The organism is Pseudomonas sp. NFACC10-1 (assembly GCF_900119195.1).
Taxonomy (GTDB): Bacteria; Pseudomonadota; Gammaproteobacteria; order Pseudomonadales; family Pseudomonadaceae; genus Aquipseudomonas; species Aquipseudomonas cerasi.
The window spans coordinates 345408-370719 of the sequence record NZ_FPJB01000007.1 but is presented as its reverse complement, the minus strand read 5'-3'; the positions used below and the strand labels follow the sequence as shown (position 1 = coordinate 370719).

At 61.1% G+C, this 25312-nt stretch carries 22 protein-coding genes; 11 read left to right on the top strand and 11 right to left on the bottom strand.

All coding sequences use genetic code 11. The features are described 5' to 3' along the window. Window positions 1–392: 392 nt before the first annotated feature. Window positions 393–1946: a methyl-accepting chemotaxis protein gene (locus BT119_RS20730; RefSeq protein WP_371124878.1), complete on the bottom strand. Its 1554-nt coding sequence runs from the start codon at window positions 1944–1946 to the stop codon at window positions 393–395. A 255-nt stretch (window positions 1947–2201) separates the two neighbouring features. Between BT119_RS20730 and BT119_RS20725 the strand changes: the two genes are divergently transcribed. After that, the gene (locus BT119_RS20725) at window positions 2202–2549 is read left to right on the top strand and encodes a topoisomerase DNA-binding C4 zinc finger domain-containing protein (RefSeq protein WP_003434325.1); all 348 of its coding nucleotides are present in this window, start codon (window positions 2202–2204) and stop codon (window positions 2547–2549) included. A gap of 32 nt (window positions 2550–2581) precedes the next feature. Here BT119_RS20725 and BT119_RS20720 read toward each other — a convergent pair whose 3' ends face one another. The 3 genes from BT119_RS20720 to recQ form a co-directional block, all read right to left on the bottom strand. Then, window positions 2582–4792: a motility hub landmark protein FimV gene (locus tag BT119_RS20720; protein WP_072366857.1), complete on the bottom strand. Its 2211-nt coding sequence runs from the start codon at window positions 4790–4792 to the stop codon at window positions 2582–2584. Between the two features lie 95 nt (window positions 4793–4887). Then, a complete protein-coding gene (locus BT119_RS20715; protein WP_003363288.1) occupies window positions 4888–5322 on the bottom strand; it encodes a MarR family transcriptional regulator in 435 nt (144 codons plus the stop codon). A gap of 93 nt (window positions 5323–5415) precedes the next feature. Further along, window positions 5416–7545 carry a DNA helicase RecQ gene (recQ, locus tag BT119_RS20710; RefSeq protein WP_003363290.1) on the bottom strand — a complete coding sequence of 710 codons (2130 nt, stop codon included), beginning with the start codon at window positions 7543–7545 and terminating at the stop codon, window positions 5416–5418. 176 nt (window positions 7546–7721) lie between these two features. On the opposite strand from recQ, the gene BT119_RS20705 reads away from it, so the two are divergent. Both BT119_RS20705 and BT119_RS20700 read left to right on the top strand, forming a co-directional pair. Then, the gene (locus BT119_RS20705; RefSeq protein ID WP_003314545.1) at window positions 7722–8309 is read left to right on the top strand and encodes a UPF0149 family protein; all 588 of its coding nucleotides are present in this window, start codon (window positions 7722–7724) and stop codon (window positions 8307–8309) included. A gap of 10 nt (window positions 8310–8319) precedes the next feature. Then, a complete protein-coding gene (locus BT119_RS20700) occupies window positions 8320–8733 on the top strand; it encodes a YbaN family protein (protein WP_003434320.1) in 414 nt (137 codons plus the stop codon). A 38-nt stretch (window positions 8734–8771) separates the two neighbouring features. Here the strand turns inward: BT119_RS20700 and pap are convergent, their stop codons facing one another. Then, window positions 8772–10268, bottom strand: coding sequence for a polyphosphate:AMP phosphotransferase (gene pap / locus BT119_RS20695; RefSeq protein ID WP_003434319.1), 1497 nt, complete (start codon window positions 10266–10268; stop codon window positions 8772–8774). Window positions 10269–10416: 148 nt separating this feature from the next. On the opposite strand from pap, the gene mnmC reads away from it, so the two are divergent. From mnmC to BT119_RS20675, 4 genes are all read left to right on the top strand, one after another. Further along, window positions 10417–12399: a bifunctional tRNA (5-methylaminomethyl-2-thiouridine)(34)-methyltransferase MnmC2/FAD-dependent 5-carboxymethylaminomethyl-2-thiouridine(34) oxidoreductase MnmC1 gene (gene mnmC, locus BT119_RS20690; RefSeq protein ID WP_072366856.1), complete on the top strand. Its 1983-nt coding sequence runs from the start codon at window positions 10417–10419 to the stop codon at window positions 12397–12399. Window positions 12400–12573: 174 nt separating this feature from the next. Next, entirely contained in the window at window positions 12574–13242 is a 669-nt protein-coding gene (locus tag BT119_RS20685; RefSeq protein WP_003434317.1) for an ABC transporter ATP-binding protein, read from the top strand. Further along, window positions 13242–15722: an ABC transporter permease gene (locus BT119_RS20680; RefSeq protein WP_024661725.1), complete on the top strand. Its 2481-nt coding sequence runs from the start codon at window positions 13242–13244 to the stop codon at window positions 15720–15722. The genes BT119_RS20685 and BT119_RS20680 overlap by 1 nt, the downstream gene beginning before the upstream one ends. After that, window positions 15712–16791 (top strand): lipocalin-like domain-containing protein, encoded by a 1080-nt coding sequence (locus tag BT119_RS20675; RefSeq protein WP_072366855.1) that lies wholly within the window; start codon window positions 15712–15714, stop codon window positions 16789–16791. Before BT119_RS20680 ends, BT119_RS20675 begins: the two co-directional genes overlap by 11 nt. Before the next feature lie 16 nt (window positions 16792–16807). Here the strand turns inward: BT119_RS20675 and BT119_RS20670 are convergent, their stop codons facing one another. After that, window positions 16808–17212 (bottom strand): type II toxin-antitoxin system HicB family antitoxin, encoded by a 405-nt coding sequence (locus BT119_RS20670; RefSeq protein WP_072366854.1) that lies wholly within the window; start codon window positions 17210–17212, stop codon window positions 16808–16810. A 35-nt stretch (window positions 17213–17247) separates the two neighbouring features. After that, window positions 17248–17430: a type II toxin-antitoxin system HicA family toxin gene (locus BT119_RS20665; RefSeq protein WP_003434313.1), complete on the bottom strand. Its 183-nt coding sequence runs from the start codon at window positions 17428–17430 to the stop codon at window positions 17248–17250. A gap of 284 nt (window positions 17431–17714) precedes the next feature. Here BT119_RS20665 and BT119_RS20660 point away from each other — a divergent pair, with 284 nt between their 5' ends. From BT119_RS20660 to BT119_RS20645, 4 genes are all read left to right on the top strand, one after another. Further along, a complete protein-coding gene (locus BT119_RS20660) occupies window positions 17715–19487 on the top strand; it encodes an N-acetylglutaminylglutamine amidotransferase (protein WP_024661722.1) in 1773 nt (590 codons plus the stop codon). A 3-nt stretch (window positions 19488–19490) separates the two neighbouring features. Beyond that, complete coding sequence (gene ngg / locus BT119_RS20655) at window positions 19491–21239, top strand: N-acetylglutaminylglutamine synthetase (RefSeq protein ID WP_054082162.1); 1749 nt, start codon at window positions 19491–19493, stop codon at window positions 21237–21239. 79 nt (window positions 21240–21318) lie between these two features. After that, entirely contained in the window at window positions 21319–22515 is a 1197-nt protein-coding gene (locus BT119_RS20650) for an osmoprotectant NAGGN system M42 family peptidase (RefSeq protein ID WP_003412697.1), read from the top strand. 67 nt (window positions 22516–22582) lie between these two features. Next, entirely contained in the window at window positions 22583–22810 is a 228-nt protein-coding gene (locus BT119_RS20645) for a YheU family protein (protein WP_003314533.1), read from the top strand. A gap of 79 nt (window positions 22811–22889) precedes the next feature. Here the strand turns inward: BT119_RS20645 and csrA are convergent, their stop codons facing one another. The 4 genes from csrA to BT119_RS20625 all read right to left on the bottom strand — a co-directional run bounded on the left by csrA (window position 22890) and on the right by BT119_RS20625 (window position 25189). Beyond that, the gene (gene csrA, locus BT119_RS20640; protein WP_003363316.1) at window positions 22890–23084 is read right to left on the bottom strand and encodes a carbon storage regulator CsrA; all 195 of its coding nucleotides are present in this window, start codon (window positions 23082–23084) and stop codon (window positions 22890–22892) included. A gap of 170 nt (window positions 23085–23254) precedes the next feature. After that, the gene (locus tag BT119_RS20635) at window positions 23255–23587 is read right to left on the bottom strand and encodes a YnfA family protein (RefSeq protein WP_058416713.1); all 333 of its coding nucleotides are present in this window, start codon (window positions 23585–23587) and stop codon (window positions 23255–23257) included. Window positions 23588–23892: 305 nt separating this feature from the next. Beyond that, complete coding sequence (locus BT119_RS20630) at window positions 23893–24708, bottom strand: SDR family oxidoreductase (protein WP_003363320.1); 816 nt, start codon at window positions 24706–24708, stop codon at window positions 23893–23895. A gap of 103 nt (window positions 24709–24811) precedes the next feature. Further along, the gene (locus tag BT119_RS20625; RefSeq protein ID WP_072366853.1) at window positions 24812–25189 is read right to left on the bottom strand and encodes a DUF2784 domain-containing protein; all 378 of its coding nucleotides are present in this window, start codon (window positions 25187–25189) and stop codon (window positions 24812–24814) included. Window positions 25190–25312 lie beyond the last annotated feature (123 nt).

The following is a 25312-nucleotide window of genomic DNA, read 5'->3' as shown; positions in this document are numbered from 1 at the left end:
TATCTTCAACAACTTCAGTTAAGCGCCTTATTTATTCGGATATACCAATAATTGTCCGACAATAATTGATAATCACCCAAATGGAGTCTGCGTTACGGCAAACAGATGACGCGGAGCGTCATGAACTGCATGCCCACGCGGAGCGATGGGCACGATAGGTGGTGGGGTTGGGTTTTGCGTAAACGCACGCAGCCGCAATACCCCCGACTCTCGTTACCAGGCTGCGCGTGGTAATGCCGCTCAGGACGCTCTGTGTCCAATCCAGAGAGTGCGGAACAGCGCAAGATTCCGGGGTCTGCGATCAGCGTACATGGCCAAATCCAACGCAGATCATCGTTACCACGCTCCGCGTGGTAATGCCGTTCCGGACGCTCTGCGTCCTCTGCGCATGCTTAGCGACTGAACCGCTCGGCCAGGCTGTGCAGGTAATGCGCCATTTCTTCCAGCTCGCTGCTGATCTGCGAGCCTTGCTGCGCCTGGCTGGCGCTTTCGTCGCAGAGTTGCGCGATGCGGGTGATTTGCTGGCTGATGGTTTCCGCAACGTGGCTCTGTTCTTCAGACGCCGACGCCATCTGCTGGCTCATGCCGGTAATGCGGGTCACCGACTGGCTGATGCCATCCAGCGCCTTCTGCACGGCTTCAACACTGGCGACACTCTCCTGAGAGATCTGCTCGCCCTTGCTGGCGGTCTGTACCGCTCGATCGGCGCCATCGCGCAGCGAGGTGATGATTTGCTGGATCTGCTCGGTCGACGACTGCGTGCGAGACGCCAGTGAGCGCACCTCATCAGCTACCACTGCAAAACCACGTCCCTGTTCACCGGCACGCGCCGCTTCGATGGCCGCGTTGAGCGCCAGTAAATTGGTTTGCTGAGCGATCGAGGTGATCACATCGACCACACTGCCGATCGATTGGGTCGCGTCAGCCAGTTCCCCCACAGCGTTGCCAATGTCGGTCACCGAGGTGGCCATGTGTCGAATCGCCAACAGGCTTTCATCGGCCAGACCACGCCCTTGCTGTGCCAGCTTGTCGGCTTCTTCGGCAGCATGGGCAGTGTTCTGCACGTTGTGGGTGACTTCCTGAATGGTCGCCGCCATCTGGTTGATGGCCGTGGCTGACTGATCGGCCTCACTGCGCTGCTGATCCAGCGACTCGGCCTGGCGCAGGGACAATTGCGCTGACCGCCCGGCATGCTGGCGCACGCTTTCCCCGGTATCCGCCAGACGCGTCAGGGCCGTTTGCAGGCGCGCCTCTTCGCTGAGCATGGCCAGGTCGAGCTGCGCCTGCGGGCCGCGATTGTCGCTGTAGGTCAGCGCAATCAGTGCACTGGTGAAGGCCTTGGGGTGTTCTTCAAGGGTTTTGCGGATGCTGCTGCGCTGGCGCACTTCAAGAAAAACGCCCAGCACAACCATCACAATCGGGATCATGATGATCGACGGCAAATCGTCGAGCAGGTAGACACCCACAGCCAGCGCAAGCGCGCAGAGGATCATCGGTAACTGACGAATCAGGTGATAGGTCGCTGAGCTGCTGGCGGAAACTGCCGACTTGCCCGCCCGCAAGCGCGCATACAGCGCTTCGGCGCGCCGCACCTGATCGCGGGTCGGCAGCGAGCGCACCGACTCGTACCCGATGATCCGGCCGTTTTCGTACACCGCCGTCACATAAGCGCTGACCCAGTAGTAATCGCCCTGCTTGGAGCGGTTCTTGACCACACCCATCCACGGCTTGCCCTGCTTGATGGTTTCCCACATATGCGCAAACACCGAGGCTGGCATGTCCGGGTGGCGCACGAGGTTATGCGGCTGCCCGACCAGCTCTTCGCGAGTGAAGCCGCTCAGCGTGACGAAGGCGTCGTTGCAATAAGTAATGTGGCTGTTGAGGTCGGTGGTGGAAATGAGGCGTTCAGAGGCAGGGAAAGTCCGTTCAGTCTGCGTGATAGGCATGTTGACGCGCATTGATAATCGCTCCGTGATGATGCTGATACTCCGGGCAGCTGTTGAAGGTGTAGCACTGCCTTTCAAAGTGACAACCGATCGTCATGATGCACTGTTATCGCCCACACGACTCAGGGATTTAACAGCTAGCGGGAATACGCTGTTCAAGGAACGTCAGGCATGATGGCGAAATCAAGTGTTTGCGCCACGACGAGGATGCCTGCACCATGCTGCCCTGATCGCGACCCGACCCAAGGCACTCCAATGGCACGCAACGCAGCCTCTGCGCTGAACGCACTGATCAAGACACTGCGCGGGTTATTGAGCCGGGTTGCAGGAGGCACGCCGCAGCGACAGCACCCGGAGCCCGCTGCGCCTGAAGCGCTCCCGCCTGAACCGCAAGTGCCTGTCAAAACCCGCCGTGCCAAACCCGGCAAACAGCCCCGCACACCTGCGCCGCCAACACCCACGGCAAAGCCGGCGGCGCCTGCGTGTCCGCATTGCCGGAAAACCATGGTGATCAAGGTGGCCCGCACCGGCAAGAACGCCGGAGAATTCTGGGGTTGTGTGGCCTATCCGAAATGTCGGGGGATCCGACCGATCTTTCGCTAAACGCCAGACCGGTCGCGCCTCGACAGCGTCGCTCAGGTAATGCTGGCCAGCAGCTCGCGCGCCATGCGCTGATGCTCTTCGTCGGACTCGTCAATGACTTGCTGGAGGATTTCACGGGCCGATTCGAGATCGCCGTCCTCAATCAGCACCTGCGCCTGATTGATCTGGCTGAGGAGCGGTTCTTCCAGATCCAGCAGGTCGAAATCGGCGTCATCGTTCATGAAGCTGTCGAGGAAATCGTCGCTCAGGCCGTCGGCGGCAGAAGGCGCAATGACCTCGACAGGCTCCACGATTTCGGGCTCGGAAAAATCACTGAGGAACTGTTCGTCCGAGAGTTCGAAGACTTCCGGCAGCTGGGTCAGGTCCGATGAAAAACCGGGGTCGACTTCAGCGGGCGCTGGCGCAGCGGCAGGCTTGGCACGCGGCGGCGGGCTGTCGAACGGGTCGACCAGATCCCAGTCGGCGTCCATCGACAGGTCATCCAGGTTCAACTGAAACTCGTCGGTATGCTGTGGATTCAGCGCCGCAGCAGCGCTTTCATCCAGCTGCGCGGCGGGTTTTGGCTCAGGCTCGGGCTGCAGGTAGAGCGCAGGCTCGGGTTCGGATTTGTCGAACGACAATGTGCTGGCCGCCACTGTGACAGCCGGGACGACCGCCGCCACGGGAGCGACCTCGGCAGCCTTGAGCTGTGGGAAGCGATCACGAATATCCTGAATGGTCTGCGGGTCGACACCATGCTCCAGCGCGGCCTGTTCTTCGCGAACGAAACCGCTGCCATCGCCCTGCTCCGCCAGCAACTCCAGCAGGCGGATGCGAATGTCATCACGCTCGGGCTGGGTTTCCAGGGCGCTGCGCAGAATGCCCATCGCCTCGGTGAAGCGTCCGTAGGCGATGTAAATGCTCACGCCATCCAGCGCATCCGGAGCAGAGCCTGGCGAGCGTTGCGCTGGCGACGGTTTGGCCGGTGCCGGTGACGGGGTCTGCACCACGGGTTGCGGCGCCACCGCAGGAACTTCGAACACAGGAAGCATGGCGGCCTGCGCGGGCTTGATCAATGGGTCGTCCGGGGTAACGGCGGGCGCTGCTGAGTCCTTGCGCTGCTGACGTCGTTTCGAATAAGCAAACGCCACCAGCAGAAGCACGATCAATACGGCAGCGAGCAGTATCGGCAGGCTCAGGAATGAGTCGTCACCCGATGCAGCAACAGGCTGAGCAGGAGTGGCCGGCGCAGCCGCAGGTGTTGCAGGTGCAGGCGTGGCTGTTGCAGGTGCAGATGGCGTGGCAGCGGATTGCGCGGCGGCCAGATCGCTGCGCAAGGCGATGATCTGTTTGTCCTTGCCGCTCATCTGCTCTTGCAGTTCCTGAGTCTGAGCCTTGAGCGCCTCCAGCGACTGAGCCAATTGCTGGTTTTCGATGGCCGCAGCTGACAACTGCTCGGCGGTACGCTGCAATTCAGCAGGTTTTGGCGACGGCGCAGCAGCGCTTGCGGCAGGCGCTGCGGCGGTTGGCAATACGGCTGCGTCCGGCAGCAACAGGTCCTGACCGACTTTAAGCGCAGAACCGGCGCCTGCGGCAAATACCTGTGGGTTGAGCGAACGAATACCGTCCGCCAGCTGGCTTGCCGACACCTTATTGCCCGGCCCCTGCAAGCGGCTGGCGATACCATTGAGCGTGTCGCCACTGGCGACCGTATAGTGTTTGCCCTGCACGGCCGCCGGTGGCGCGATCGGCATGCGGCTTTCCGAAGCGGAGGTGGCCGAGCGCTGCTGGTTGCGACTGCGCGTGGCGGCCAGACCTTGTGCCGAAGTGGCAGGATCAAGCAACACCGTATACTCGTGCAGCAAATCGCCATTCGGCCGCGCCAACTGGACGAGAAAACTCAAGTAGGGTTCGGTAACCGGCTTGCTGGAAACCACCCGGATCACGCCGCGGTCACCGCGCAGTACCGGCGTGAAGCGCAGGTCATTGAGAAAGAACACACGTTCTATACCCGCCTTGGCGAACGCTTCAGGCGATGCAAGCCGGGCGATCACGTCTTCATTGCTCAGACCGCCGGTTTCCAGCAACTGGATCTCGGCATTCAATGGCTGGTTGAGCGCCGAGTGCAAGGTGATTTCACCCAGGCCCAACGCAGACGCCAGCGTAGAGCAGGTCAGCAACGAGACCGCCAGCACGCCCTTGCCCAACGCCATGCGCGCCCTGCGACCTGCACCTTCGACAGCAGCCAGTGAACTCTTCAGCATGCGAACCCTTATGGAAACCACGGCAGGCTTCTCACGTAATCAGATGGACGTCAGTATCCGTTGAACGATTATGGTTGAGAATGCGCAGCTTCGTCTCAGGATCTTTCCAGATTGGCGAGAATCTGCGAATGCACGCGCATGCTGACGCGCAAATCCTCTTCGCTCACACCCTCGAACAGCTCGATGCGCAAGACATTGGCGATGTTTTCAATTTTTTCGATCAGGGGCAATGCCGTGTCACTGAGCAGGATCTTCTTCGCACGTCGATCCTCGAGCACCGCCTGACGCTGAACCAGGCCCTGTTTTTCAAGACTGTCGAGCAACCGCGCCAGGGTGGGGCCTTCTACGCCCACGCTCTGCGCCAGCTCGCGCTGGGTGGGCGGTTCGGTGAAGCGCGCGAGGTGCAGCAGGACCAGCCAGCGAGCCTGAGACAGGCCAAGATCGGCCAGCCTGCGATCCAGCTCGGCACGCCAGCCTCGCGTGAGGTGTCCGAGTTGCATCCCGAAACGATGTTCATCAGTCATTGGCATAAGGAAACTCGTGATTCAAACTAATTATTAGCGAGCTAAGCATGGTCCTTATGTTCAAGCAAGCACGGGACGGTGACGCTCCGCCGCACGCTGTTATACCTCAAACTCCGATTGCAGCGCTGCACGCACGCAATACAGCACGCCCTCAGGCACCCGCCCGGCGAACTGCTCGGCAATCGCCGACACCGGCGGTAGTTCTCCTTCGCCATCGAGAAAAGCGTCCTGCACCTCACCCAGCAGGTCCTCCGGCAAGTCCAGCGCCTGCTCGATGGATAACTGCTGCTTGCCGATGGCCTCGGCCAGCAGGGTGTAGACATTCTTTTCCGAGCACTGCAACTGACCGGCGATCTGCGTCGGGGTCATGCCCGCGCGCGCCAGGCTGATCAGTTCGTGACGCACATCGGCGACCACGCGTGGAGCCTCGGCCTTGCCACTGAGCACTTCAAGAAAGGCTTCGCCATAACGCTCCAGCTTGCGCGCGCCGACGCCGCTGACCTTGGCCATCTCGGCCATTGATCCGGGCTTGCTGCGCAGCATTTCCAGCAGGGTCGAGTCCGGGAAAATAACGTAAGGCGGGACGCCGTGCTCTTCAGCCAGCTTGCGGCGCAAGGCACGCAGGGCTTCCCACTGCTCGCGCTCTTCGCCACGCACCAGTTGACTGGCCGGGCTGCCGGAGCTGCTTCGCGACGTGGTTTGTGGTTTGAGGTCCTTGCGCAGTTCCAGAGAAACTTCGCCACGCAGCAGAGGGCGGCACGTCTCGCTGAGGCGCAGGCCGCCATAGCCTTCAAGGTCGATGTCCGCCAGACCACGCGCAACCAGCTGGCGGAACAGCGAGCGCCACTCGGCCTCGGTGCGCGCCTTGCCCACCCCGAATACCGACAGGTGCTGATGGCCGAAGCTCTCTACCTTGTCGTTGGACTTGCCGAGCAGCACGTCGACCAGATGACCGACGCCATAGCGCTGGCCGGTTCGGTAGATGGCCGACAGCGCCTGACGCGCAGGTTCGGTGGCATCCCAGGTCTGCACGCCATCGACGCAGTTGTCGCAATGGCCGCACGGGTTGGGCATGTCTTCGTCGAAATAGGCCAGCAGGGTCTGCCGACGGCAACGGGTTTCTTCGCACAGGGCCAGCATGGCATCGAGCTTGTGCTGCTCCAATCGCTTGTGGCGCTCGTCGCCTTCGGAGTTCTGCAGCATCTGCTTGAGCATCAGCACGTCTTGCAGACCGTAGGCCATCCAGGCATCGGCGGGCAGACCGTCACGCCCTGCCCGGCCGGTTTCCTGGTAATAAGCCTCAAGCGATTTGGGCAGGTCCATGTGCGCCACGAAGCGCACGTTGGGCTTGTCGATGCCCATGCCGAACGCGATGGTGGCGACCATGATCAGCCCTTCCTCGTTAAGGAAGCGCTTCTGGTTGGCCGCCCGGGTTTCGGACGGCAGACCGGCGTGATAAGGCAACGCAGGGTAGCCGTTTTCACTGAGGAAGACGGCGACCTCATCGACTTTCTTGCGCGACAGGCAATAGACGATACCGGCATCGCTGCGGCGCTCGGAAAGGAAAGCCAGCAGCTGTTTGCGCGGCTGTTCCTTGGGCACGATGCGATAGAAGATGTTGGGCCGGTCGAAGCTGGACAGAAAGCGCTCGGCGTTCTGCAGGTGCAGACGCGTGACGATTTCCTCCCGGGTGCGCTTGTCGGCGGTGGCGGTCAGCGCGATGCGCGGTACATCCGGAAACAGCTCGGCCAGTTGCCCCAGTTGCAGGTACTCAGGGCGGAAGTCATGGCCCCATTGCGACACGCAGTGCGCTTCGTCGATGGCAAACAGGGCGATCTTGAGGTTTTGCAGGAATGACAGCATGCGTGGCTGGACCAGACGCTCCGGGGCGAGGTACAGCATTTTGACTTCGCCCAGACGAATGCGATTGGCCAGGTCACGCTGCTGCTCGGCGCTGAGGGTCGAGTTGAGTGCAGCGGCCGACACGCCCAGTTCATCCAGCGTCGCAACCTGGTCGTCCATCAGCGCGATGAGTGGCGACACAACCACGCACAGCCCGTCACGCAACAGCCCCGGCACCTGAAAACACAGGGACTTGCCGCCACCGGTGGGCATCAGCACCAGCGCATCACCACCGCTGGCTACACGCTCAATAATGGCACCCTGGCGACCACGAAAGCTGTCGTAACCGAAGATGTCTTTAAGTACGCGTTGTGCCTGCTCAAGCATAAAAACCCCGGAATATCCTGCTGCACTGCAAAACGGAGGAGTATACCCGAGCGCTCGGGAGCAATGGATGACTGGGACATGAGCGGTCGAAATTAACTGCAATTGGCCTGCGCGCTGGCGCCACGGACGCTCAGGGCCTAGAATCCAGCATCGTTTATTTTCAAGGTAGCGCTTCCATGTCCTTCGCTGAGCAATTAACCCGCCTGCAAGTCTTCCTCGATGCAGATGAACTGCACGAAGAAGCACTGGACTACGTGGCCGCGCATGGCTACCTGACCGCCTTGTCCATCTGCGCTGAAGAGGTGCCGGAGCGCGAGTGGATCGACGCACTGTTCTCCGAGCCGCCGCAGTACTCCAGCGAAGCGCAACAAACAGAAGTCGAAGCGACGCTGATTGCCCTCAAGGCTCACATTGCCCGCCAATTGGCCTCGGACGAAGAGTTCGAGCTGCCGTGCGATCTGGACCTGGGCGACGACCCGGATGATTCCGATCTGCGCGGCTGGTGCATCGGCTTCATGGAAGGCGTTTTCCTGCGTGAAAACGCCTGGTTCGAAAGTGCTGAAGAAGAAGTCAGCGAAATGCTCCTGCCGATCATGGTCGGTTCGGGCCTGTTCGACGAACAGCCGGAGTTCGCCGACATCGCCCAGGACGCCAACCTGATGGACGACATGATCGTGCAGATCCCCGAAGCGCTGACCGCCCTGTACCTGCTCTGCCAGGCACCCGACGAAAAGCCGGCGATCCTCAAGCCCCGCCATCACTGAGTCGGCGCCTATGGCGCAAGGCTCACCGCGCACCAGCCGGCACAGAGCGGTGCGCTATCTGCTTGTAGCGGTAGGCTGGCTGAGCGTGGTACTGGGCGTCGTCGGTATTTTCCTGCCGGTGCTGCCCACCACGCCCTTTCTGCTGCTGGCCGCTGCCTGCTTCGCGCGCAGCTCTCCGCGCTTCTACGACTGGCTGGTCAACCACCCGCAGCTCGGTCCGTGGATTCGTGATTACCTCGAAGGCAACGGCATCCCGCTCAAGGGCAAGGTGTACGCCATCGGCCTGATGTGGCTCAGCATCAGCCTGTCCTGCTACCTGGTTCCATCACCCTGGGCACGAGTCTTCATGCTGACCAGCGCAGTGCTGGTGACGATCTATATTCTCAGGCAGAAGACGCGAGCACCGGGCAGTTGCAAGAGGTAGCGCCGAGCAACGCCGACGCCACCGCAACACTCAGACCATCACTTCTTCTTGTCCTTGTCGAAGGCCGCTTCCAGCGCTTCGTTGAGGGTGCGTAACACCTTGACCCTGGCCCAGCGCTTGTCGTTGGCCTCAATCAATGTCCACGGCGCGATTTCGGTGCTGGTGCGATCCACCATGTCGCCGACTGCCTGGCGGTAGTCAGGCCATTTCTTGCGGTTGCGCCAGTCGTCCTCGGTGATCTTGTAGCGCTTGAAAGGGATCTTTTCGCGCTCCTTGAAGCGTTCCAGCTGGGTCTGCTGATCGATGGCCAACCAGAACTTGACCACCACAACGCCTGCGTCGGTGAGCTGCTCTTCGAAGTCATTGATTTCCGAGTAGGCGCGCTTCCAGTCCGACTCGCTGCAAAAGCCCTCGACGCGCTCGACCAGCACACGGCCGTACCATGAACGGTCAAAAATAGTGAATTTGCCGCGCGCCGGTATCTGCCGCCAGAAACGCCACAGATACGGTTGCGCGCGCTCGTCCTGGGTCGGCGCGGCGATCGGTACGATGGCGTATTGGCGCGGGTCCAGTGCCGCCGCAACGCGACGGATCGCACCGCCCTTGCCTGCCGCATCGTTGCCTTCGAACACTGCCAGCAGCGCGTGGCTTTTCATGCGCTTGTCGCGCATGTTGCCGGACAGCCGCGCCTGCTCGGCAATCAACTGCTGCTGATAGTCGTCCTTGCTCAGGTTCAGGCTCAGGTCGAGGCTGTCGAGCAGCGTCAGCTCGTTACTGTGAATCGCGAGCGGCCCGACCGTCAGCGCAGCGGTCTCGGGCTCGGCCTTGTTCAGCGCGGCCTGCATGCCTTCCAGCAACAGGCGGCCGACGGTCAGGCTACGGTAGTTGGCGTCCACACCCTCGATCACATGCCAAGGGGCGTATTCGCGGCTGGTGCGACGCAGGACCCGTTCGCCGAAGCGCACGAACTTGTCGTAGGTCTTGGACTGCTGCCAGTCCAGCGGGCTGATGCGCCAGCTGTGCAGCGGATCATCCTTGAGGGTCTTGAGGCGCAGCTTCATCTGTTTTTTGGACAGGTGAAACCAGAACTTGAAGATCAGCGCGCCTTCATCGCAGAGCATCTTTTCCAATCGCTCGGCACCGCTGATGGCCTGATCGAGTACCGCGTCCTTGAAGCGACCGTGAACCCGGTCCTGGAGCATCTGGCTGTACCAGTTACCGAAGAAAATACCCATGCGGCCCTTGGCCGGCAATTGCCGCCAGTAACGCCAGACGGGCGGGTGAGCGAGTTCTTCGTCGGTCTGCTGATCGAAGGTGCGCACCTCGATCAGGCGCGGGTCCATCCATTCGCTGAGCAGTTTGACGGTCTCGCCCTTGCCTGCGCCCTCTATGCCGTTGATCAATACGATGATCTGTCGACCGGCCTGCTCGTGCAGGTCTATCTGCGCTTCCAGCAACGCTTCGCGCAGTTGCGGCAACGCTGCCTCGTACGTCTCATCGTCAATGGCATGACCGATTTCAGCGGATTCAAACATGCACAGCTCCTGATTGATGTTGGCTCAGAGAACGCCTGATGGGGATTGTGACCATTGATTGCAGGCATCGGTCAATCCGCACGTCCTTGATAGCACTTTTCTCTGCGCAGACGGCTAAAATGCCGCCACTGCCTCTGCCGAGCCCGACATGACCATTACCCGCCACGCCCAGATCGACTGGGACGAACACGGCAACCCGCGTTCCCGCGATTTTTCCGACGTATACTTTTCCACCGAGTCCGGTCTGGACGAAACGCGCCATGTGTTTCTGGTGCAGAACGACCTGCGCCGACGCTTCACCGAATTGCCGGACGACGGCAGGCTGATCATAGGTGAAACCGGCTTCGGCACCGGGCTGAATTTCCTCTGTGCCTGGCAGTTGTTCGACGAGTGCGCGCCCGCCAATGCGCGCCTACAGTTCGTCAGCGTCGAGAAATACCCGCTGAGCCGCGCCGACCTGCAGCGTGCCCTGGCGTTGTGGCCAGAGCTGTCGCCGTTCGCGGGTCAATTGCTCGATCAATATGTGGCTGTGCATGAAGGCTTTCAGCGTCTGGTGTTCGCTGGCGGCCGTTTAACCCTGACGCTGCTGATTGGCGATGCGCTGCAGATGCTGCCGCAACTGGACGGGCAGATCGACGCCTGGTTTCTCGACGGTTTTGCGCCAGCGAAAAACCCGGAAATGTGGACCCCCGAGCTGTTTGCCGAACTGGCGCGCCTGTCCACATCGAGCACAACGATTGGCACCTTCACCAGCACCGGCTGGGTGCGCCGCTCGCTGAATGCGGCAGGTTTCAAGATGAAGCGCGTGCCGGGCATCGGCCATAAATGGGAAGTGCTGCGCGGCACTTTTATCGCCTGGCCAGAGGACGTGGCGCACCCGCCTGCCGCCAAGCCCTGGTTCGCTCGCCCCGCGCCGATTGGCGGCGAGCGCAAAGCGCTGGTGATTGGCGCGGGGCTGGCCGGCTGCGCCACCGCGCAGAGTCTGGCGCAACGCGGTTGGCAGGTCAGCCTGCTGGAGCGCCACGCCGCACCGGCACAGGAAGCATCCGGCAACCCGCAGGGCGTGCTGTACCTGAAACTGTCGGCGCATGGCACAGCGCTGTCACAGTTGATCCTCAGTGGTTTCGGTCATACGCGAAGGCTGCTTGAACGCTTGCAGCGCGGAGTCGACTGGGACGCTTGCGGGGTGCTGCAACTGACCTTCGATGACAAGGAAGCGCTGCGTCAGAAACAGCTGGCCGATGCCTTCCCCGAATCACTCCTGCACCTGCTGGATCAGCCTGCAGCCGAAGCGCAGAGCGGCGTTGCGCTGAACAGTGGCGGGCTGTTTTACCCCGAAGGCGGCTGGGTTCATCCGCCTGCGCTGTGTCACGCACAGGCCGCGCACGCCAATATCCGTCTGATCGCTCATCAGCAGGCATTGGAGCTGAGACGCGTCGATGATCAGTGGCAGGTCTGGAGTGACGAACAGTTGATCGACAGTGCTCCGGTCGTGGTGCTGGCCGGGGCAGCTGATATCCAGCAGTTTTCGCAGAGCGCCGACTTACCGCTCAAACGCATCCGCGGGCAGATCACCCGTTTGCCGCAGACTCAGGCCAGCACGGCATTGCGCAGCGTGGTGTGCGCCGAGGGTTATGTGGCTCCGGCGCGTCTGGGCGAACATACGCTCGGGGCCAGTTTCGATTTCAACAGCACCGATCTGACGCCGAACCTGGCCGATCATCTGGACAATCTGGGGCTGTTGCGGGAGATCTCGGAAGACCTCACTACGCGCCTTGGGGCCGCCGATTTGGCGCACGAGCAATTGCAGGGGCGCGCGGCGTTTCGCTGCACCAGCCCGGATTACCTGCCCATCGTCGGCCCACTGGCCGACCGCAAGGCGTTCATGCAGACCTATGCCGCGCTGGGCAAGGACGCACGTCAGGTGCCGGACATCGCCTGCCCGTGGCTGGACGGCCTGTACGTCAACAGCGGCCACGGTTCGCGCGGGCTGATCACCGCGCCGCTGTGTGGCGAACTGATCGCCGCCTGGCTCGACAACGAACCACTGCCTTTGCCACGCAGCGTGGCCGAGGCCTGTCACCCCAACCGCTTTGCCCTGCGCGGGTTGATTCGCGGCGGCGGGAAGTAGCTTTATGATTGTCGTTCGGGAATGCTGGTCGCGACGCTCTGCGTAGCAAAGAGGACGCAGAGCGTCCTGAACGGCATGACGACGCGGAGCGTCGCACGATAGCTGATATCTGGTCGCGACGCGCTTGCGCTCAGGCGCTACTCTTTGAACTCAGTCAAGCATATAGAGCCGCTCATGCTGCAAGTGCGAAACGTATTCAAGCGCTACACCACGGCACAGGGACCGCTGGATGTCTTGCGTGGTGTCGATCTGCATCTGGCACAGGGCGAAAGCCTGGCGTTGATGGGTGAGTCCGGCAGTGGCAAGAGCACCTTGCTGCATTTGGTGGCGGGCCTGGATCAGGTCGACGATGGCAGCATCGAGGTTGCAGGCCAGCGTCTGGACCTGATGAACGAAAGCCAACTGGCCAACTGGCGGCGTACCGAGATCGGTCTGGTGTTTCAGCAGTTCAACCTGATCGGCAGCCTGAAGATAGCCGACAACCTGGCGTTTCAGGCACGACTGGCCGGGCGCGTAGATGCAGCCTGGCAGGCGCATTTGATCGAGCGCCTGGGTCTGGCCGCACTGCTGGATCGCTATCCCGAACAGCTCTCCGGCGGACAGCAGCAACGAGTGGCAATAGGCCGCGCGCTCGCCTCTCGACCCGGCCTGCTGCTGGCTGACGAACCCACCGGCAATCTCGACGAAGCCACCAGCGACGAGGTGCTGCAACTGCTGCTGGATATTCTCGCCGACAGCCCCACCAGCCTGCTGATGGTCACCCACAGCCCGCGTGTCGCGCAGCGCCTGTCGCGTAAAGTGGTACTGCATATGGGGCGTCTGGCTGACGAAGGCGAACGCTGATGCGGGTTTTCTATTGGACGCTGCGCGCCCTGCTGAGCCATTGGCGCCGTCATCCGGTGCAGTTTTTCAGTGTGCTGACCGGCTTGTGGCTGGCCACCGCGCTGCTTACCGGTGTGCAGGCGCTCAATAGCCAGGCGCGGGAAAGCTACCAGCGCGCCAGCCAGCTGATTGGCGGCGAGCCGCAGACCCGTATCGCCGCCAGCAGCGGCGGGCTGTTCCCGCAGGCATTGTTTATCGAGTTGCGCCGCGAAGGCTGGCCCGTATCGCCCATGCTGCAAGGCCGTATCGTGCTTCAAGGGCGCGAAGACCGTCGCCTGCAACTGATGGGTATCGAGCCGGTGACCTTGCCGACCGGCTCGGCACTGGCCGGGCAGACGCTGAACGCCGAACAGGTCGTGGACTTCCTCACGCCGCCGGGCATGACCTGGATTGCACCGCAGACCCTGCAAGCGCTGGGGCTCGAAGAAGGCCAGCAGCCGTTGACCGAAACCGGTGTTCCGCTGCCCCCCTTGCACGCCAAACCCGACATGGCGCCCGGCGTTTTGCTGACGGACATAGGCTTTGCGCAACCGTTGCTGGGCCAGCCGGGGCAATTGTCCGGAATGCTGCTGGCCAAGGATTTTGCCCGGCAGAACCCTGCGCTGCCGGCAGCCCTGAATGACCTGCTGGTGATCAAGAAAAGCGGCGAAGAAAACAATCTGGAGCGTCTCACCGAAAGCTTCCACCTCAATCTGAATGCGCTCGGGGTGCTGTCCTTCATCGTCGGCCTGTTCATTGTCCACGCGGCCATTGGCCTGGCCCTCGAACAGCGCCGTGGGCTGTTGCGTAACTTGCGTGCCTGTGGCGTCAGCGCACGCCTGTTGATCGCTGCGCTGGGCGTGGAGCTAGGTGCGCTGGCCCTGTTGGGCGGTATTTTTGGCGTGGTCAGCGGCTACTTGCTGGCCAGCCTGTTATTGCCGGATGTCGCGGCCAGCCTGCGCGGCTTGTACGGCGCGGAGGTCGCCGGCCAGTTGAACCTCAGTCTGTGGTGGTGGCTGAGCGGTATCGGCCTGAGTCTGCTTGGCGCGTTGCTGGCCGGTGCCAACAGCCTGTTGCGGGCTGCGCGCCTGCCGTTGCTGGCGCTGGCCGATGCACAGGCATGGCAGCAAGCCCATGCACGCTGGTTGCGGCGTCAGGCGTGGGTGGCGGTGCTGGGCGTTGTGGTTGGCGTGAGCGCGCTGTCGTTCGGCACCAGTCTGATGCTGGGGTTTGTGATGATGTCCGCCCTGCTGCTCAGTGCCGCACTGGCCCTGCCGGTTTTACTGGACGCCATGCTTGGCGGTCTGTTGAAGCGCAGTCGCTCGGTGCTCGGGCAATGGTTTCTGGCGGATTGCCGTCAACAGTTGCCCGCCCTGAGTCTGGCGCTGATGGCCCTGTTGCTGGCGATGGCCGCGAACATCGGCGCAGGCAGCATGACGTCGGGTTTTCGTCAGACGTTCAACAGTTGGCTGGAGCAACGCCTGACCGCCGAACTGTATGTCAGCCCGCAGAATCCGGAGCAGGCCGAGCCGCTGAACACTTGGCTGAGCCAGCAACAGGATATCCGCGCCGTGCTGCCCAACTGGCAAGTGCCGGTGCAAGTCCAGGGCTGGCCAGCGGACCTGTTTGGCGTGATCGATCACGACACCTATCGCCAGCACTGGGCGTTGCTGGAATCCGTCGCCGGTGATCCGTGGAATCTGTTGCGCGATGAAGACACAGTCATGCTCAGCGAACAATTGGCCCGCCGCCTTCAACTGGGGCTGGAAGATACGCTGAATATCCCGGTGCCCACTGGCAAGTGGACCCCACGCATCGTCGGGATCTATGCCGACTATGGCAACCCCAAGGGCCATCTGCTGGTCAATGCCCGGCACCTGCTCGCCCACTGGCCGCAATCGATGCCGGTGCGTTTCAACCTGAGGGTCGATCAGGCGACAATCCCGTCGCTGGTCACCCGGCTGCAAGCGCGTTTCAAGCTGGACGACAATCACATCATCGATCAAAGCCAGCTCAAGGGCTGGTCGAGCCAGGTCTTTGAACGTACGTTTGCCGCCACTGCCGCACTCAACAGCCTGACACTGGGCGTGGCTGGCGTGGCGCTGTTCATCAGCCTGCTGACCCAGAGCCAGAGCCGCCTCGGGCAGCTCGCCCCGTTGTGGGCGCTGGGCGTCACGCGACGGCAACTGATGCTGCTCAACCTGGGGCAGACCTGGCTGCTGGCGGTCCTGACACTGGTGCTCGCGCTGCCACTGGGGCTGCTGCTGGCCTGGTGCCTGGATGCGGTGATCAACGTTCGCGCCTTTGGCTGGCGCCTGCCGCTGCAGGTGTTCCCGCTGCAACTACTGCAATTGATGGCGCTGGCGATGCTGGCGACTTTGCTGGCCTCGGCCTGGCCGTTGCTGAGGCTGTACCGTAGTCGTCCAGCGGATCTAATCAGGACATTCGCCAATGAACAGTAAATGGCTGGTGCCGCTGGTCATCGCAGCGCTACTCACCGCCTGCGACGACAAACCGCAGCCTGAAAGCGGTTTCGCCGGTCTGGGCAATACGGCCGACAGCTATGCGCAGGTGACACCCGGCAAGGTCTTTTCATTCCCGCAGGACCACGGCCAGCACCCCGGCTTTCGTATCGAGTGGTGGTACATCACCGCCACCCTCAAGGATGACGCGGGCCAGCAGTTCGGCGTGCAGTGGACGTTGTTTCGCAATGCCCTGCGCCCCGGCCAACAGACCGGCAGCGGCTGGAATGACGGCACGATCTGGCTGGGCCATGCGGCGGCGACTTCAAGCAGCGGCCATTATGTGGCGGAGCGTTATGCGCGCGGCGGTATCGGTCAGGCCGACGTGACACTGGCCCCGTTCTCGGCGTGGATTGATGACTGGGCCTTTACCAGCAATGTCCGCAGCGGTGATCCGCTGACTGCCATGCAACTGAAGGCCAGCGGCAAGGACTTTCGCTACGACCTGAACCTGACATCCAGCAAACCGCTGGTGCTGCAGGGTGAACAGGGCTACAGCCAGAAATCGGAGGCGGGCCAGGCGTCGTACTACTACAGCCAGCCCTTCTTCGACGCCAAAGGCAGCGTGGAAATACAAGGCAAGTCCTATCAGGTCACCGGCCACGCCTGGCTGGACCGGGAATGGAGCAGCCAGCCACTGACCGCCAACCAGAGCGGCTGGGACTGGTTTTCGCTGCAACTTGCAGATGGCGATCGCCTGATGCTCTATCGCATCCGCCACAAGAACGGTGCCCCCTACCTGACCGGTAACTGGATAAGCGCCGACGGCACTACCCGGATGCTGCACGCCAACGAGATCAGCCTGGAGCCATTAAAGGAAACCGTGATCGGCGAGCATAAAGTGCCCACCCGCTGGAGAGTCAGGGTCCCGGACCGAAACCTGGACATCACCACCGATGCGCTGAATCCGGCCGCCTGGATGGGCGTGAGTATTCCCTACTGGGAGGGGCCGGTGAGGTTCAGCGGGAGTCAGGAAGGCGTGGGGTATCTGGAGATGACCGGGTATTGAGCACTCCGATTAGCCGTCATGCCCGGCCCAGTTTTTCCAGCGCCGCGTCGGCCAGGAAGGTGGAACGACTCTTGATGCTGTGATCCCGTACATAGCGATCGATCTGCTTGATCACGAAACCAGGCAGTGTGACGTTGACCTTCTCCGTCTTACCAAGATAAGGCGTTACGTCAATCTCGATCATGCCCCAGCCCATTCCGGCGAAATCGGTATTCCTGGCGTGCTCGGCAACAGTGCCGGCCTTGGGTATGGCTCCACCACCAGCTGCTATTTCCTGAAGCATGATATGAGCAATCTCCACCGCCGCGGCGTGGGCTTCCTCGAACGTATCGCCTGCGGTTACGGCACCTGGGATATCGGGAATCTGGATACCAAACGCCGTGGTTTCGCTTCCCCATTCTATGCACATTGGATATTTCATTTTTTTCTCCAAAAGGGTATCAGGGCAAAACTGGACTAAACCAGCCCGGCAAGCTTTTTGATGGCCCGCACCGTCCCGAATGGCAAGTCTTTCTTGGGATGCGGCACGGGGACTGTCTGAAGTTTTTCAGGATGCTTGAACATATGGTGACTGCCTGAAACACGATCCAGAATCCATCCATCTGCTTCAAGCTCCTTTATCAATTGCCTGCTCTGCACCCCCATCTCCAGTCATTCGACTTAAAAAAATATAACCCTGGGCGCATGTTAAGACAATACAAAAAAGGCACCCAGAGTTATCTTTTTTATTCCTTCACAACTTATTTCGCGAAGACTAGCCTGCGCTTGCCTGGCTCGACGAGGGAGCCAGCCAATGCAGCCAAACCAGCTGAAAACAAACTCTTATAACTTTTTGATCTAAAACTACCATGCCCTCACTCGGTCAGTTTCTGGGTGACTGCACTTTCTCAGTCACCTCCCCAACGGAAACCCGGTAAGGACTTATGTGCGGATTAGCAGGTGAATTACGTTTCGACCATCAACCAGCGGACCTGGCCGCTGTTGAACGCATTACCCATGAGCTGGCGCCTCGCGGCCCGGATGCGTGGGGGTTTCATAGTCAGGGGCCAGTTGCCCTTGGTCATCGTCGCCTGAAAATCATGGACCTGTCGGATGGCTCGGCGCAGCCGATGATCGACAGCAATCTGGGCCTGTCCATGGCCTTCAACGGCGCGATCTACAACTTCCCTGAATTGCGTGCCGAGTTGGAAAGCCTTGGCTATCAGTTCCATTCCGGCGGTGACACCGAAGTGTTGCTCAAGGGCTATCACGCCTGGGGCGCAGACATGCTGCCCAAGCTCAATGGCATGTTCGCCTTTGCCATCTGGGAACGTGACAGCAAGAATCTGTTCATCGCCCGTGACCGCCTCGGCGTCAAGCCTTTGTATCTGTCGAAAACCGACAAGCGCCTGCGCTTCGCGTCCTCGCTGCCTGCCCTGCTCAAGGGTGGTGACATCAGCGGGATGCTTGATCCGGTGGCGCTCAACCATTACCTCAACTTCCACGCGGTGGTGCCTGCACCGCGCACCTTGCTGGCCGGCGTCGAAAAACTTCCGCCAGCCAGCTGGATGCGTATCGACGCCAGCGGCAAGGTCGAACAGAAAGTCTGGTGGACCCTGCCCTACGGCCCGCACGAAGACGAGAAAAATCTCACCCTCGAAGACTGGCGCGACCGCGTACTGGACAGTACGCGTGAAGCGGTAGCGATCCGTCAGCGTGCTGCCGTGGACGTCGGTGTTCTGCTGTCCGGCGGCGTCGACTCGAGCATGCTGGTAGGTCTGCTGCGCGAAGTGGGTGTCGAGGACCTTTCGACCTTCTCTATCGGTTTCCAGGATGCCGGCGGCGAGCGTGGCGACGAATTTCAGTATTCCGACCTGATCGCCAAGCACTACGGCACGCGCCATCACCAGTTGCGTATCCAGGAACGTGAGATCATCGAGCAGTTGCCTGCGGCGTTCCGCGCCATGAGCGAACCGATGGTCAGCCACGACTGCATCGCCTTCTATCTGCTGTCGCGTGAAGTGTCGAAACACTGCAAGGTGGTACAGAGCGGCCAGGGCGCTGATGAACTGTTCGCCGGTTACCACTGGTACCCGCAAGTCGACGGCGCGAGCGATCCGGTGGCGGCCTACCGCGACGCATTCGTCGACCGCAGCTACGCGGAATACGCCGAGACTGTGCAGCCGAAGTGGCGCACTGCCAATGACGCCGCCGGTGATTTCGTTCGCGATCACTTTGCCCAGCCAGGCGCCAGCGCCGCCGTCGACAAGGCCTTGCGCCTGGACAGCACGGTGATGCTGGTCGATGACCCGGTCAAACGTGTCGACAACATGACCATGGCCTGGGGCCTGGAAGCGCGCACGCCGTTCCTTGACTATCGTCTGGTCGAACTGTCGGCTCGCATCCCCGGCAAATTCAAGTTGCCCGACGGTGGCAAACAGGTGCTGAAAGAAGCTGCGCGCATGGTCATTCCTTCGGAAGTGATCGACCGCAAAAAAGGCTACTTCCCGGTGCCTGGCCTCAAACACTTGCAGGGCGACACGCTTAGCTGGGTGCGCGAGTTGCTGACCGACTCCAGTCAGGACCGCGGCCTGTTCAACCCTGCCATGGTCGACAAGCTGCTGACCAACCCCGAGGGCCAGCTCACGCCATTGCGCGGCTCCAAGCTGTGGCAACTGGCAGCGCTGAACCTGTGGCTCAGCGAACAGGGACTGTGATCGATGAAACAGAACGCGACGACTTATAGCCAGCGCCTGTTGCGCGGCCAGTCGCCCTCGTACGAACGTCTGCAGGCACGACTCGCCGAAGACGGCAGCCAGATAGATGCAGACCCTCTGGCGCTGCATTGTGGCTGGGGACGCTTGCTGATCGGTCATACCTACCCTGATCCGGCCGCGCTGGCTCAGGACCTGCTCAACGAAAAACCCGGCGAGCGCGACATCGCCCTGTACGTGGCAGCGCCGCAACAGGTGTTGGCGCAGTCTCCGCAGCAGTTGTTTCTCGACCCGTCGGACACGTTGCGCCTGTGGTTCAGCGATTACCGCCCGGCGCACCGTGTGTTTCGCGGCTACCGCATACGTCGTGCGCACAATGAAAGTGACTGGCAGGCCATCAACAACCTGTATCTGGCGCGCGGCATGCTGCCCATCGACCCCGAGCTGCTGACCCCACGCCACGAAGGTGGCCCGGTGTATTGGGTGGCCGAGGATGAGGGCAGCAAAACGATCATCGGCAGCGTCATGGGCCTCAATCATCAAAAGGCCTTCAATGACCCGGAAAAAGGCAGCAGCCTCTGGTGCCTGGCCGTCGACCCGCAATGCACGCGTCCGGGCGTGGGCGAAGTACTGGTCCGGCACCTGATCGAGCATTTCATGAGTCGCGGCCTCAGCTACCTCGACCTGTCGGTGCTGCATGACAACGATCAGGCCAAGGCGCTGTACGCCAAATTGAATTTCCGCAACCTGCCGACCTTCGCCATCAAGCGCAAAAACGGCATTAACGAGTCATTGTTTCTCGGCCCTGGCCCGCAGGCGGACTTCAATCCGTACGCGCGGATCATTGTCGAGGAAGCCCACCGGCGCGGCATTGACGTGCAGGTGGATGATGCGGATGCCGGGCTGTTCACTCTCAGCTACGGCGGTCGTCGCATCCGCTGCCGCGAGTCGTTGAGTGATCTGACCAGCGCGGTGAGCATGACCCTGTGTCAGGACAAGAGCCTGACACATCGTGCCCTGAAGGCCGCCGGCCTGCGCTTGCCCGAACAGCAAAGGGCGGGCAACGCAGACGATAATCTGGCGTTTCTCGAAGCGCACGGGCAAATCGTGGTCAAGCCGCTGGACGGAGAACAGGGCCAGGGCGTGGCGGTTGATCTGCGCACTATCGAGGACGTGCAAGCCGCCATCGAACAGGCTCGTCAGTTCGATACTCGCGTGATCCTGGAAAGCTTTCACGAAGGCCTGGACTTGCGCATCGTGGTGATCGGCTTTCAGGTCGTGGCTGCTGCGATACGCCGTCCGGCTGAAATCATTGGTGATGGTCGCCACACCATCAAACAGTTGATCGAAGCCCAGAGCCGACGCCGCGCCGCGGCAACGGATGGCGAAAGCCGCATTCCGATGGATCAGGAAACCGAGCGCACGGTGCGCGAGGCCGGTTTTGACTACGCCGATATTCTGCCGATGGATCAGCGCCTGGCCGTGCGCCGTGCCGCCAATCTGCACACTGGCGGCTGCCTGGAAGATGTCACGGCCATTCTGCACCCGGTGCTCAGCGACGCAGCAGTACGTGCTGCACGGGCGCTGGATATCCCGGTCGTCGGTCTGGACCTGATGGTGCCGGCCGCCGATCAGCCTGAATATGTGTTCATCGAAGCCAATGAACGCGTAGGCCTTGCCAATCACGAACCACAACCCACCGCCGAACGTTTCGTCGATCTGTTGTTTCCGCACAGCCTGCCTGTGCATATCTGATCGCAGCTGCGGGCACGGCTGCAAATGGCGCATCAGCCTTTGCAGCCCGTGGCTTGCAACTGTTCCATGAGGAGCATCCATGACCCCTGCAAATATCCCCGATCCGGATCTGAAATACCTGCAGAAAGTTCTGTTGGAAATGCTCGCGATCCCAAGCCCTACCGGCTTTACCGACACTATTGTGCGTTACGTGGCCGAGCGCCTCGAAGAACTAGGCATCCCGTTCGAACTGACCCGCCGCGGCACGATTCGCGCCACGCTGAAGGGCAAGCAGAACAGCCCCGACCGGGCCGTATCGGCGCACCTGGACACCATTGGTGCCAGTGTTCGGGAAGTCAAAGACAACGGCCGCCTGGCGCTGGCTGCAGTCGGCTGCTGGTCGAGCCGCTTTGCCGAAGGCAGCCGGGTCAGCGTGTTCACCGACACCGGCGTAATCCGTGGCAGCGTTCTGCCGCTGATGGCTTCCGGACATGCGTTCAACACCGCCGTGGACGAAATGCCGATCAGTTGGGACCACGTCGAGCTGCGCCTGGATGCCTATTGCACCACCCGCGCCGACTGCGAATCACTGGGCATCGGCATCGGTGACTTCGTGGCTTTCGACCCGCTGCCGGAGTTCACCGAGAGCGGACACATCAGTGCCCGTCACCTGGATGACAAGGCCGGTGTGGCGGCACTGCTCGCCGCGCTGAAATCCATTGTCGACAGCGGTGCCGAGCCGTTGATCGATTGCCACCCGCTGTTCACCATCACCGAAGAAACCGGTACGGGCGCAGCCGGTGTGCTGCCTTGGGATGTGAGCGAATTCGTCGGCATCGACATTGCACCGGTTGCGCCGGGTCAACACTCCAGCGAGCACGCCGTCAGCGTGGCGATGCAGGACTCGGGCGGTCCTTACGACTACCACCTGTCTCGTCATCTGCTACGGCTGGGCGTGGACAACGAGCTGCCGGTGCGTCGTGACCTGTTCCGCTATTACTACAGTGATGCGCACTCGGCGGTGACCTCGGGGCATGACATCCGCACCGCCCTGCTGGCCTTCGGCTGTGACGCGACGCATGGCTACGAGCGCACGCATATCGACAGTCTGGCAGCGCTGAGCAAGTTGCTCGGTGCCTACATGCTCAGCCCACCGGTATTCGCCAGCGATGCCAAGCCTGCGCAGAGCTCGCTGGAGCGCTTCAGCCATCAGATCGAGCACGATGCGCAGATGGAATCCGACACCCGCGTGCCACCGGTCGACAGCCTGATCGGGCAGAATCGCGAAGAGAGTTGAGGCCCTGTGAATTGCGGTGCATGGCACCGCAGTTCTATCATCGCCGCTCATCGACACGAGAACCGCCATGCTGATCCCCTACGACCAACTGGAACCTGACACCCTCACTCGCCTGATCGAGGATTTCGTCACCCGTGAGGGCACCGATAATGGCGATGAAACACCGCTGCAAACCCGGGTACTGCGCGTGCGTCATGCGTTGACCAAGGGCCAGGCGGTGATCTTTTTCGACCTGGAGAGCCAGCAGTGTCAGCTGATGCTCAAGCACGATGTACCCAAGGAGTTTTTTGAATAACGCCTACGGTGCCTTAGTCGGGTTTTCGACAGGCCGAGTCAGGTCATCTGCCCATAAGATCGCTTGCTGACAACGCCGCTCACTGAAGCGGCGTCGTTGCCTGTTGCGAAAGCGTTCTGGCAATGCGCTTGTAGACCTCGGCGCGGTGCACCTTGACGTCTTTCGGGGCATTGATCCCGAGCCTGACCTGATTGCCGTTGATCCCCAGAATCTGCACGGTGATATCATCACCGATGGAAAACGTTTCGCCAATTTCCCGCATCAGTACCAGCATTTTTCCCACCCTTGCGTTGCGCAAAAGAGGCAGGGTGCATGGCGAAACGTGGCGCTTCAATGCGCTGATGGCAAATCAGTAATGTCCTGCAACAGCACCGGAAAAGACTGAAGGAAACGTCTTACTTTCCGGCCAAATCCGTGGGAAATTTCGTTCGCGGCGGTGGTTACTCAGGAGGCAGCCCAACGTGGCCCCAGCAGAATGATAGTCGCACCGAGGACGCAGAACGCCAGACCCAGCCAGTCCGTGCCCAGCGGCCTGACCCGCTCGACCAGCCCCAACCAGGCGATCGACGCAATAATGTAGATCCCGCCATACGCCGCATAGGCACGCCCCGCGTAAGCCGCCTCCACACGTGTCAGCAACAGTGCAAACAGCGTCAGGCTGACCAGCGCAGGGATCACCCACAGCGCGCTCTTGCCCTGGCGCAGCCATAGCCAGAAGGCATAGCAGCCGAATATCTCGAACAGGGCGGCGAGGAAGAACCACAGATAATTGAGCATGAAAGGTTCTCAGGACAGAGCTGAAAGATGCGCGCAACCCTATCAGAAAACCGTGCGGTCATGACCTTGATAACCTTGAACAGGCAACGCCGTAACCTCAAGAGGACGCGGAGCGTCCGGAAAGGCATGCGACGCGGAGCGTCGCACGATAGTTGCGGTTATCGTTCCCTACGCTCCAGCGTGGGAATGCAGATCGCGACGCTCTGCGTCGCATGATAGTTGAGGTGATCGTTCCTCACGCTCCAGCGTGGGAATGCAGGTCGCGACGCTCTGCGTCGCACGAGGACGCGGAGCGTCCGGGCTAGTCAGGCATGCCCCTTTTGCGCCTTGGCGCGCATCTTGGCGCACATGACGGTCATTTCGTCATACATCGCCTGTGGCTGTTTGCGCTTCAGGTCCCAGGCCATACGGCCCTCTTCGTGGGGCAGGATCATGAATTCGCCTTCGCCCACCTGCCTGAAGATGTAGTCGGCGATATCTGCGGCGGTGATCGGCGACTTCTCCAGCAACCTGCCGATCTGCGCCTTCATCGCGGGCGTAGGGCCACGGAAGGAATCCAGCAGGTTGGTTTGAAAGAACGATGGGCAGACCACATGAACACCAACGCCCTGGTCATGCAGTTCGACCAGCAGGCTCTCGGAAAGCGCGACGACCCCGGCTTTGGCGACGTTGTAATTGCTCATCGCCGGGGCCTGCATCAGCGCTGCCATCGAGGCGATGTTGATGATCCGGCCCTTGCTGGCCAGAAGCATTGGCAGGAACGCCTTGCAGCCTTTGACCACGCCCATCAGATTGATTGCAATCTGCCAGTCCCAGTCCTCCAGCGACAATTCGTTGAAGAAGCCACCGGACGCGACACCCGCGTTGTTGACGATGATGTCGATACCGCCAAAGCGCTGTTCGCAGGCCTGGGCAAACGCGGTGAGCTGGCTGTAGTCGCGAACGTCGCAACGCTGCACAAAACCGTCACCACCCACCTCGCGTACCAGCGCAAGGGTCTCCTGCAGGCCTGCATCGTTGACGTCCGACAGAGCCAGCCGCCAGCCTTCGCGCGCCCAGCGCAGTGCAATTTCACGACCCAGACCTGAGCCGGCGCCAGTAATCATGATGCGGTTTTGCATAGCCGAGAGCCTTGTGATGTGCAGGAGTTGCCTGAGTGTAATCACAGTGGAAGCGCCACAAACCCACCATCAAGACGCTGAATGCCTGGTGCAAACCGCAGCCCTATGAACGCCTCGCTCGTGTCACATACCGCACCAGCAACAGGCCATACACCAACACATTGAGCAGCACGACAATGCCGCCCAGCCAAAGCTGTATGCCCGGCGTAAGCCCGGCCGGGTAAATCAGCGGGATCAGATAATGCTCCACGAAGCCCCCGGTGTAGCCCTGCCCTCCAGCGTTGCTGCGCAGGGTGTTTTCCAGCGGTGTCAGCGGACAATACAGGTGCAGAAACTCGACCGCTGTCCCCCAGGCCGCAGCAGGAACGTGCAGCAGTGCCAGCCAGGGCCTTCTCAATACCAGCAGTCCGCCGAACAGGACGAACACAATGAACAGTAGATGAAACACGACCACGGCATCCGCCGCCACTCGATAAATCATCACGGTGTCCTCTTGTGGGCCATGCCTCAGGTAGAAAGTTCACGCTGCGCGTGAGACTTTCCAGGGTGTTTAGTTCAATTATTTTTAAGACTGAATCAAACGCATCAGGTCAAAAAAAGACCG

Coding starts and splice junctions, on each gene's coding strand:
- BT119_RS20730 (WP_371124878.1), bottom strand. CDS start 1,946: ATGCCTATCACGCAGACTGAACGGACTTTCCCTGCCTCTGAACGCCTC.
- BT119_RS20725 (WP_003434325.1), top strand. CDS start 2,202: ATGGCACGCAACGCAGCCTCTGCGCTGAACGCACTGATCAAGACACTG.
- BT119_RS20720 (WP_072366857.1), bottom strand. CDS start 4,792: ATGCTGAAGAGTTCACTGGCTGCTGTCGAAGGTGCAGGTCGCAGGGCG.
- BT119_RS20715 (WP_003363288.1), bottom strand. CDS start 5,322: ATGCCAATGACTGATGAACATCGTTTCGGGATGCAACTCGGACACCTC.
- recQ (WP_003363290.1), bottom strand. CDS start 7,545: ATGCTTGAGCAGGCACAACGCGTACTTAAAGACATCTTCGGTTACGAC.
- BT119_RS20705 (WP_003314545.1), top strand. CDS start 7,722: ATGTCCTTCGCTGAGCAATTAACCCGCCTGCAAGTCTTCCTCGATGCA.
- BT119_RS20700 (WP_003434320.1), top strand. CDS start 8,320: ATGGCGCAAGGCTCACCGCGCACCAGCCGGCACAGAGCGGTGCGCTAT.
- pap (WP_003434319.1), bottom strand. CDS start 10,268: ATGTTTGAATCCGCTGAAATCGGTCATGCCATTGACGATGAGACGTAC.
- mnmC (WP_072366856.1), top strand. CDS start 10,417: ATGACCATTACCCGCCACGCCCAGATCGACTGGGACGAACACGGCAAC.
- BT119_RS20685 (WP_003434317.1), top strand. CDS start 12,574: ATGCTGCAAGTGCGAAACGTATTCAAGCGCTACACCACGGCACAGGGA.
- BT119_RS20680 (WP_024661725.1), top strand. CDS start 13,242: ATGCGGGTTTTCTATTGGACGCTGCGCGCCCTGCTGAGCCATTGGCGC.
- BT119_RS20675 (WP_072366855.1), top strand. CDS start 15,712: ATGAACAGTAAATGGCTGGTGCCGCTGGTCATCGCAGCGCTACTCACC.
- BT119_RS20670 (WP_072366854.1), bottom strand. CDS start 17,212: ATGAAATATCCAATGTGCATAGAATGGGGAAGCGAAACCACGGCGTTT.
- BT119_RS20660 (WP_024661722.1), top strand. CDS start 17,715: ATGTGCGGATTAGCAGGTGAATTACGTTTCGACCATCAACCAGCGGAC.
- ngg (WP_054082162.1), top strand. CDS start 19,491: ATGAAACAGAACGCGACGACTTATAGCCAGCGCCTGTTGCGCGGCCAG.
- BT119_RS20650 (WP_003412697.1), top strand. CDS start 21,319: ATGACCCCTGCAAATATCCCCGATCCGGATCTGAAATACCTGCAGAAA.
- BT119_RS20645 (WP_003314533.1), top strand. CDS start 22,583: ATGCTGATCCCCTACGACCAACTGGAACCTGACACCCTCACTCGCCTG.
- csrA (WP_003363316.1), bottom strand. CDS start 23,084: ATGCTGGTACTGATGCGGGAAATTGGCGAAACGTTTTCCATCGGTGAT.
- BT119_RS20635 (WP_058416713.1), bottom strand. CDS start 23,587: ATGCTCAATTATCTGTGGTTCTTCCTCGCCGCCCTGTTCGAGATATTC.
- BT119_RS20630 (WP_003363320.1), bottom strand. CDS start 24,708: ATGCAAAACCGCATCATGATTACTGGCGCCGGCTCAGGTCTGGGTCGT.
- BT119_RS20625 (WP_072366853.1), bottom strand. CDS start 25,189: ATGATTTATCGAGTGGCGGCGGATGCCGTGGTCGTGTTTCATCTACTG.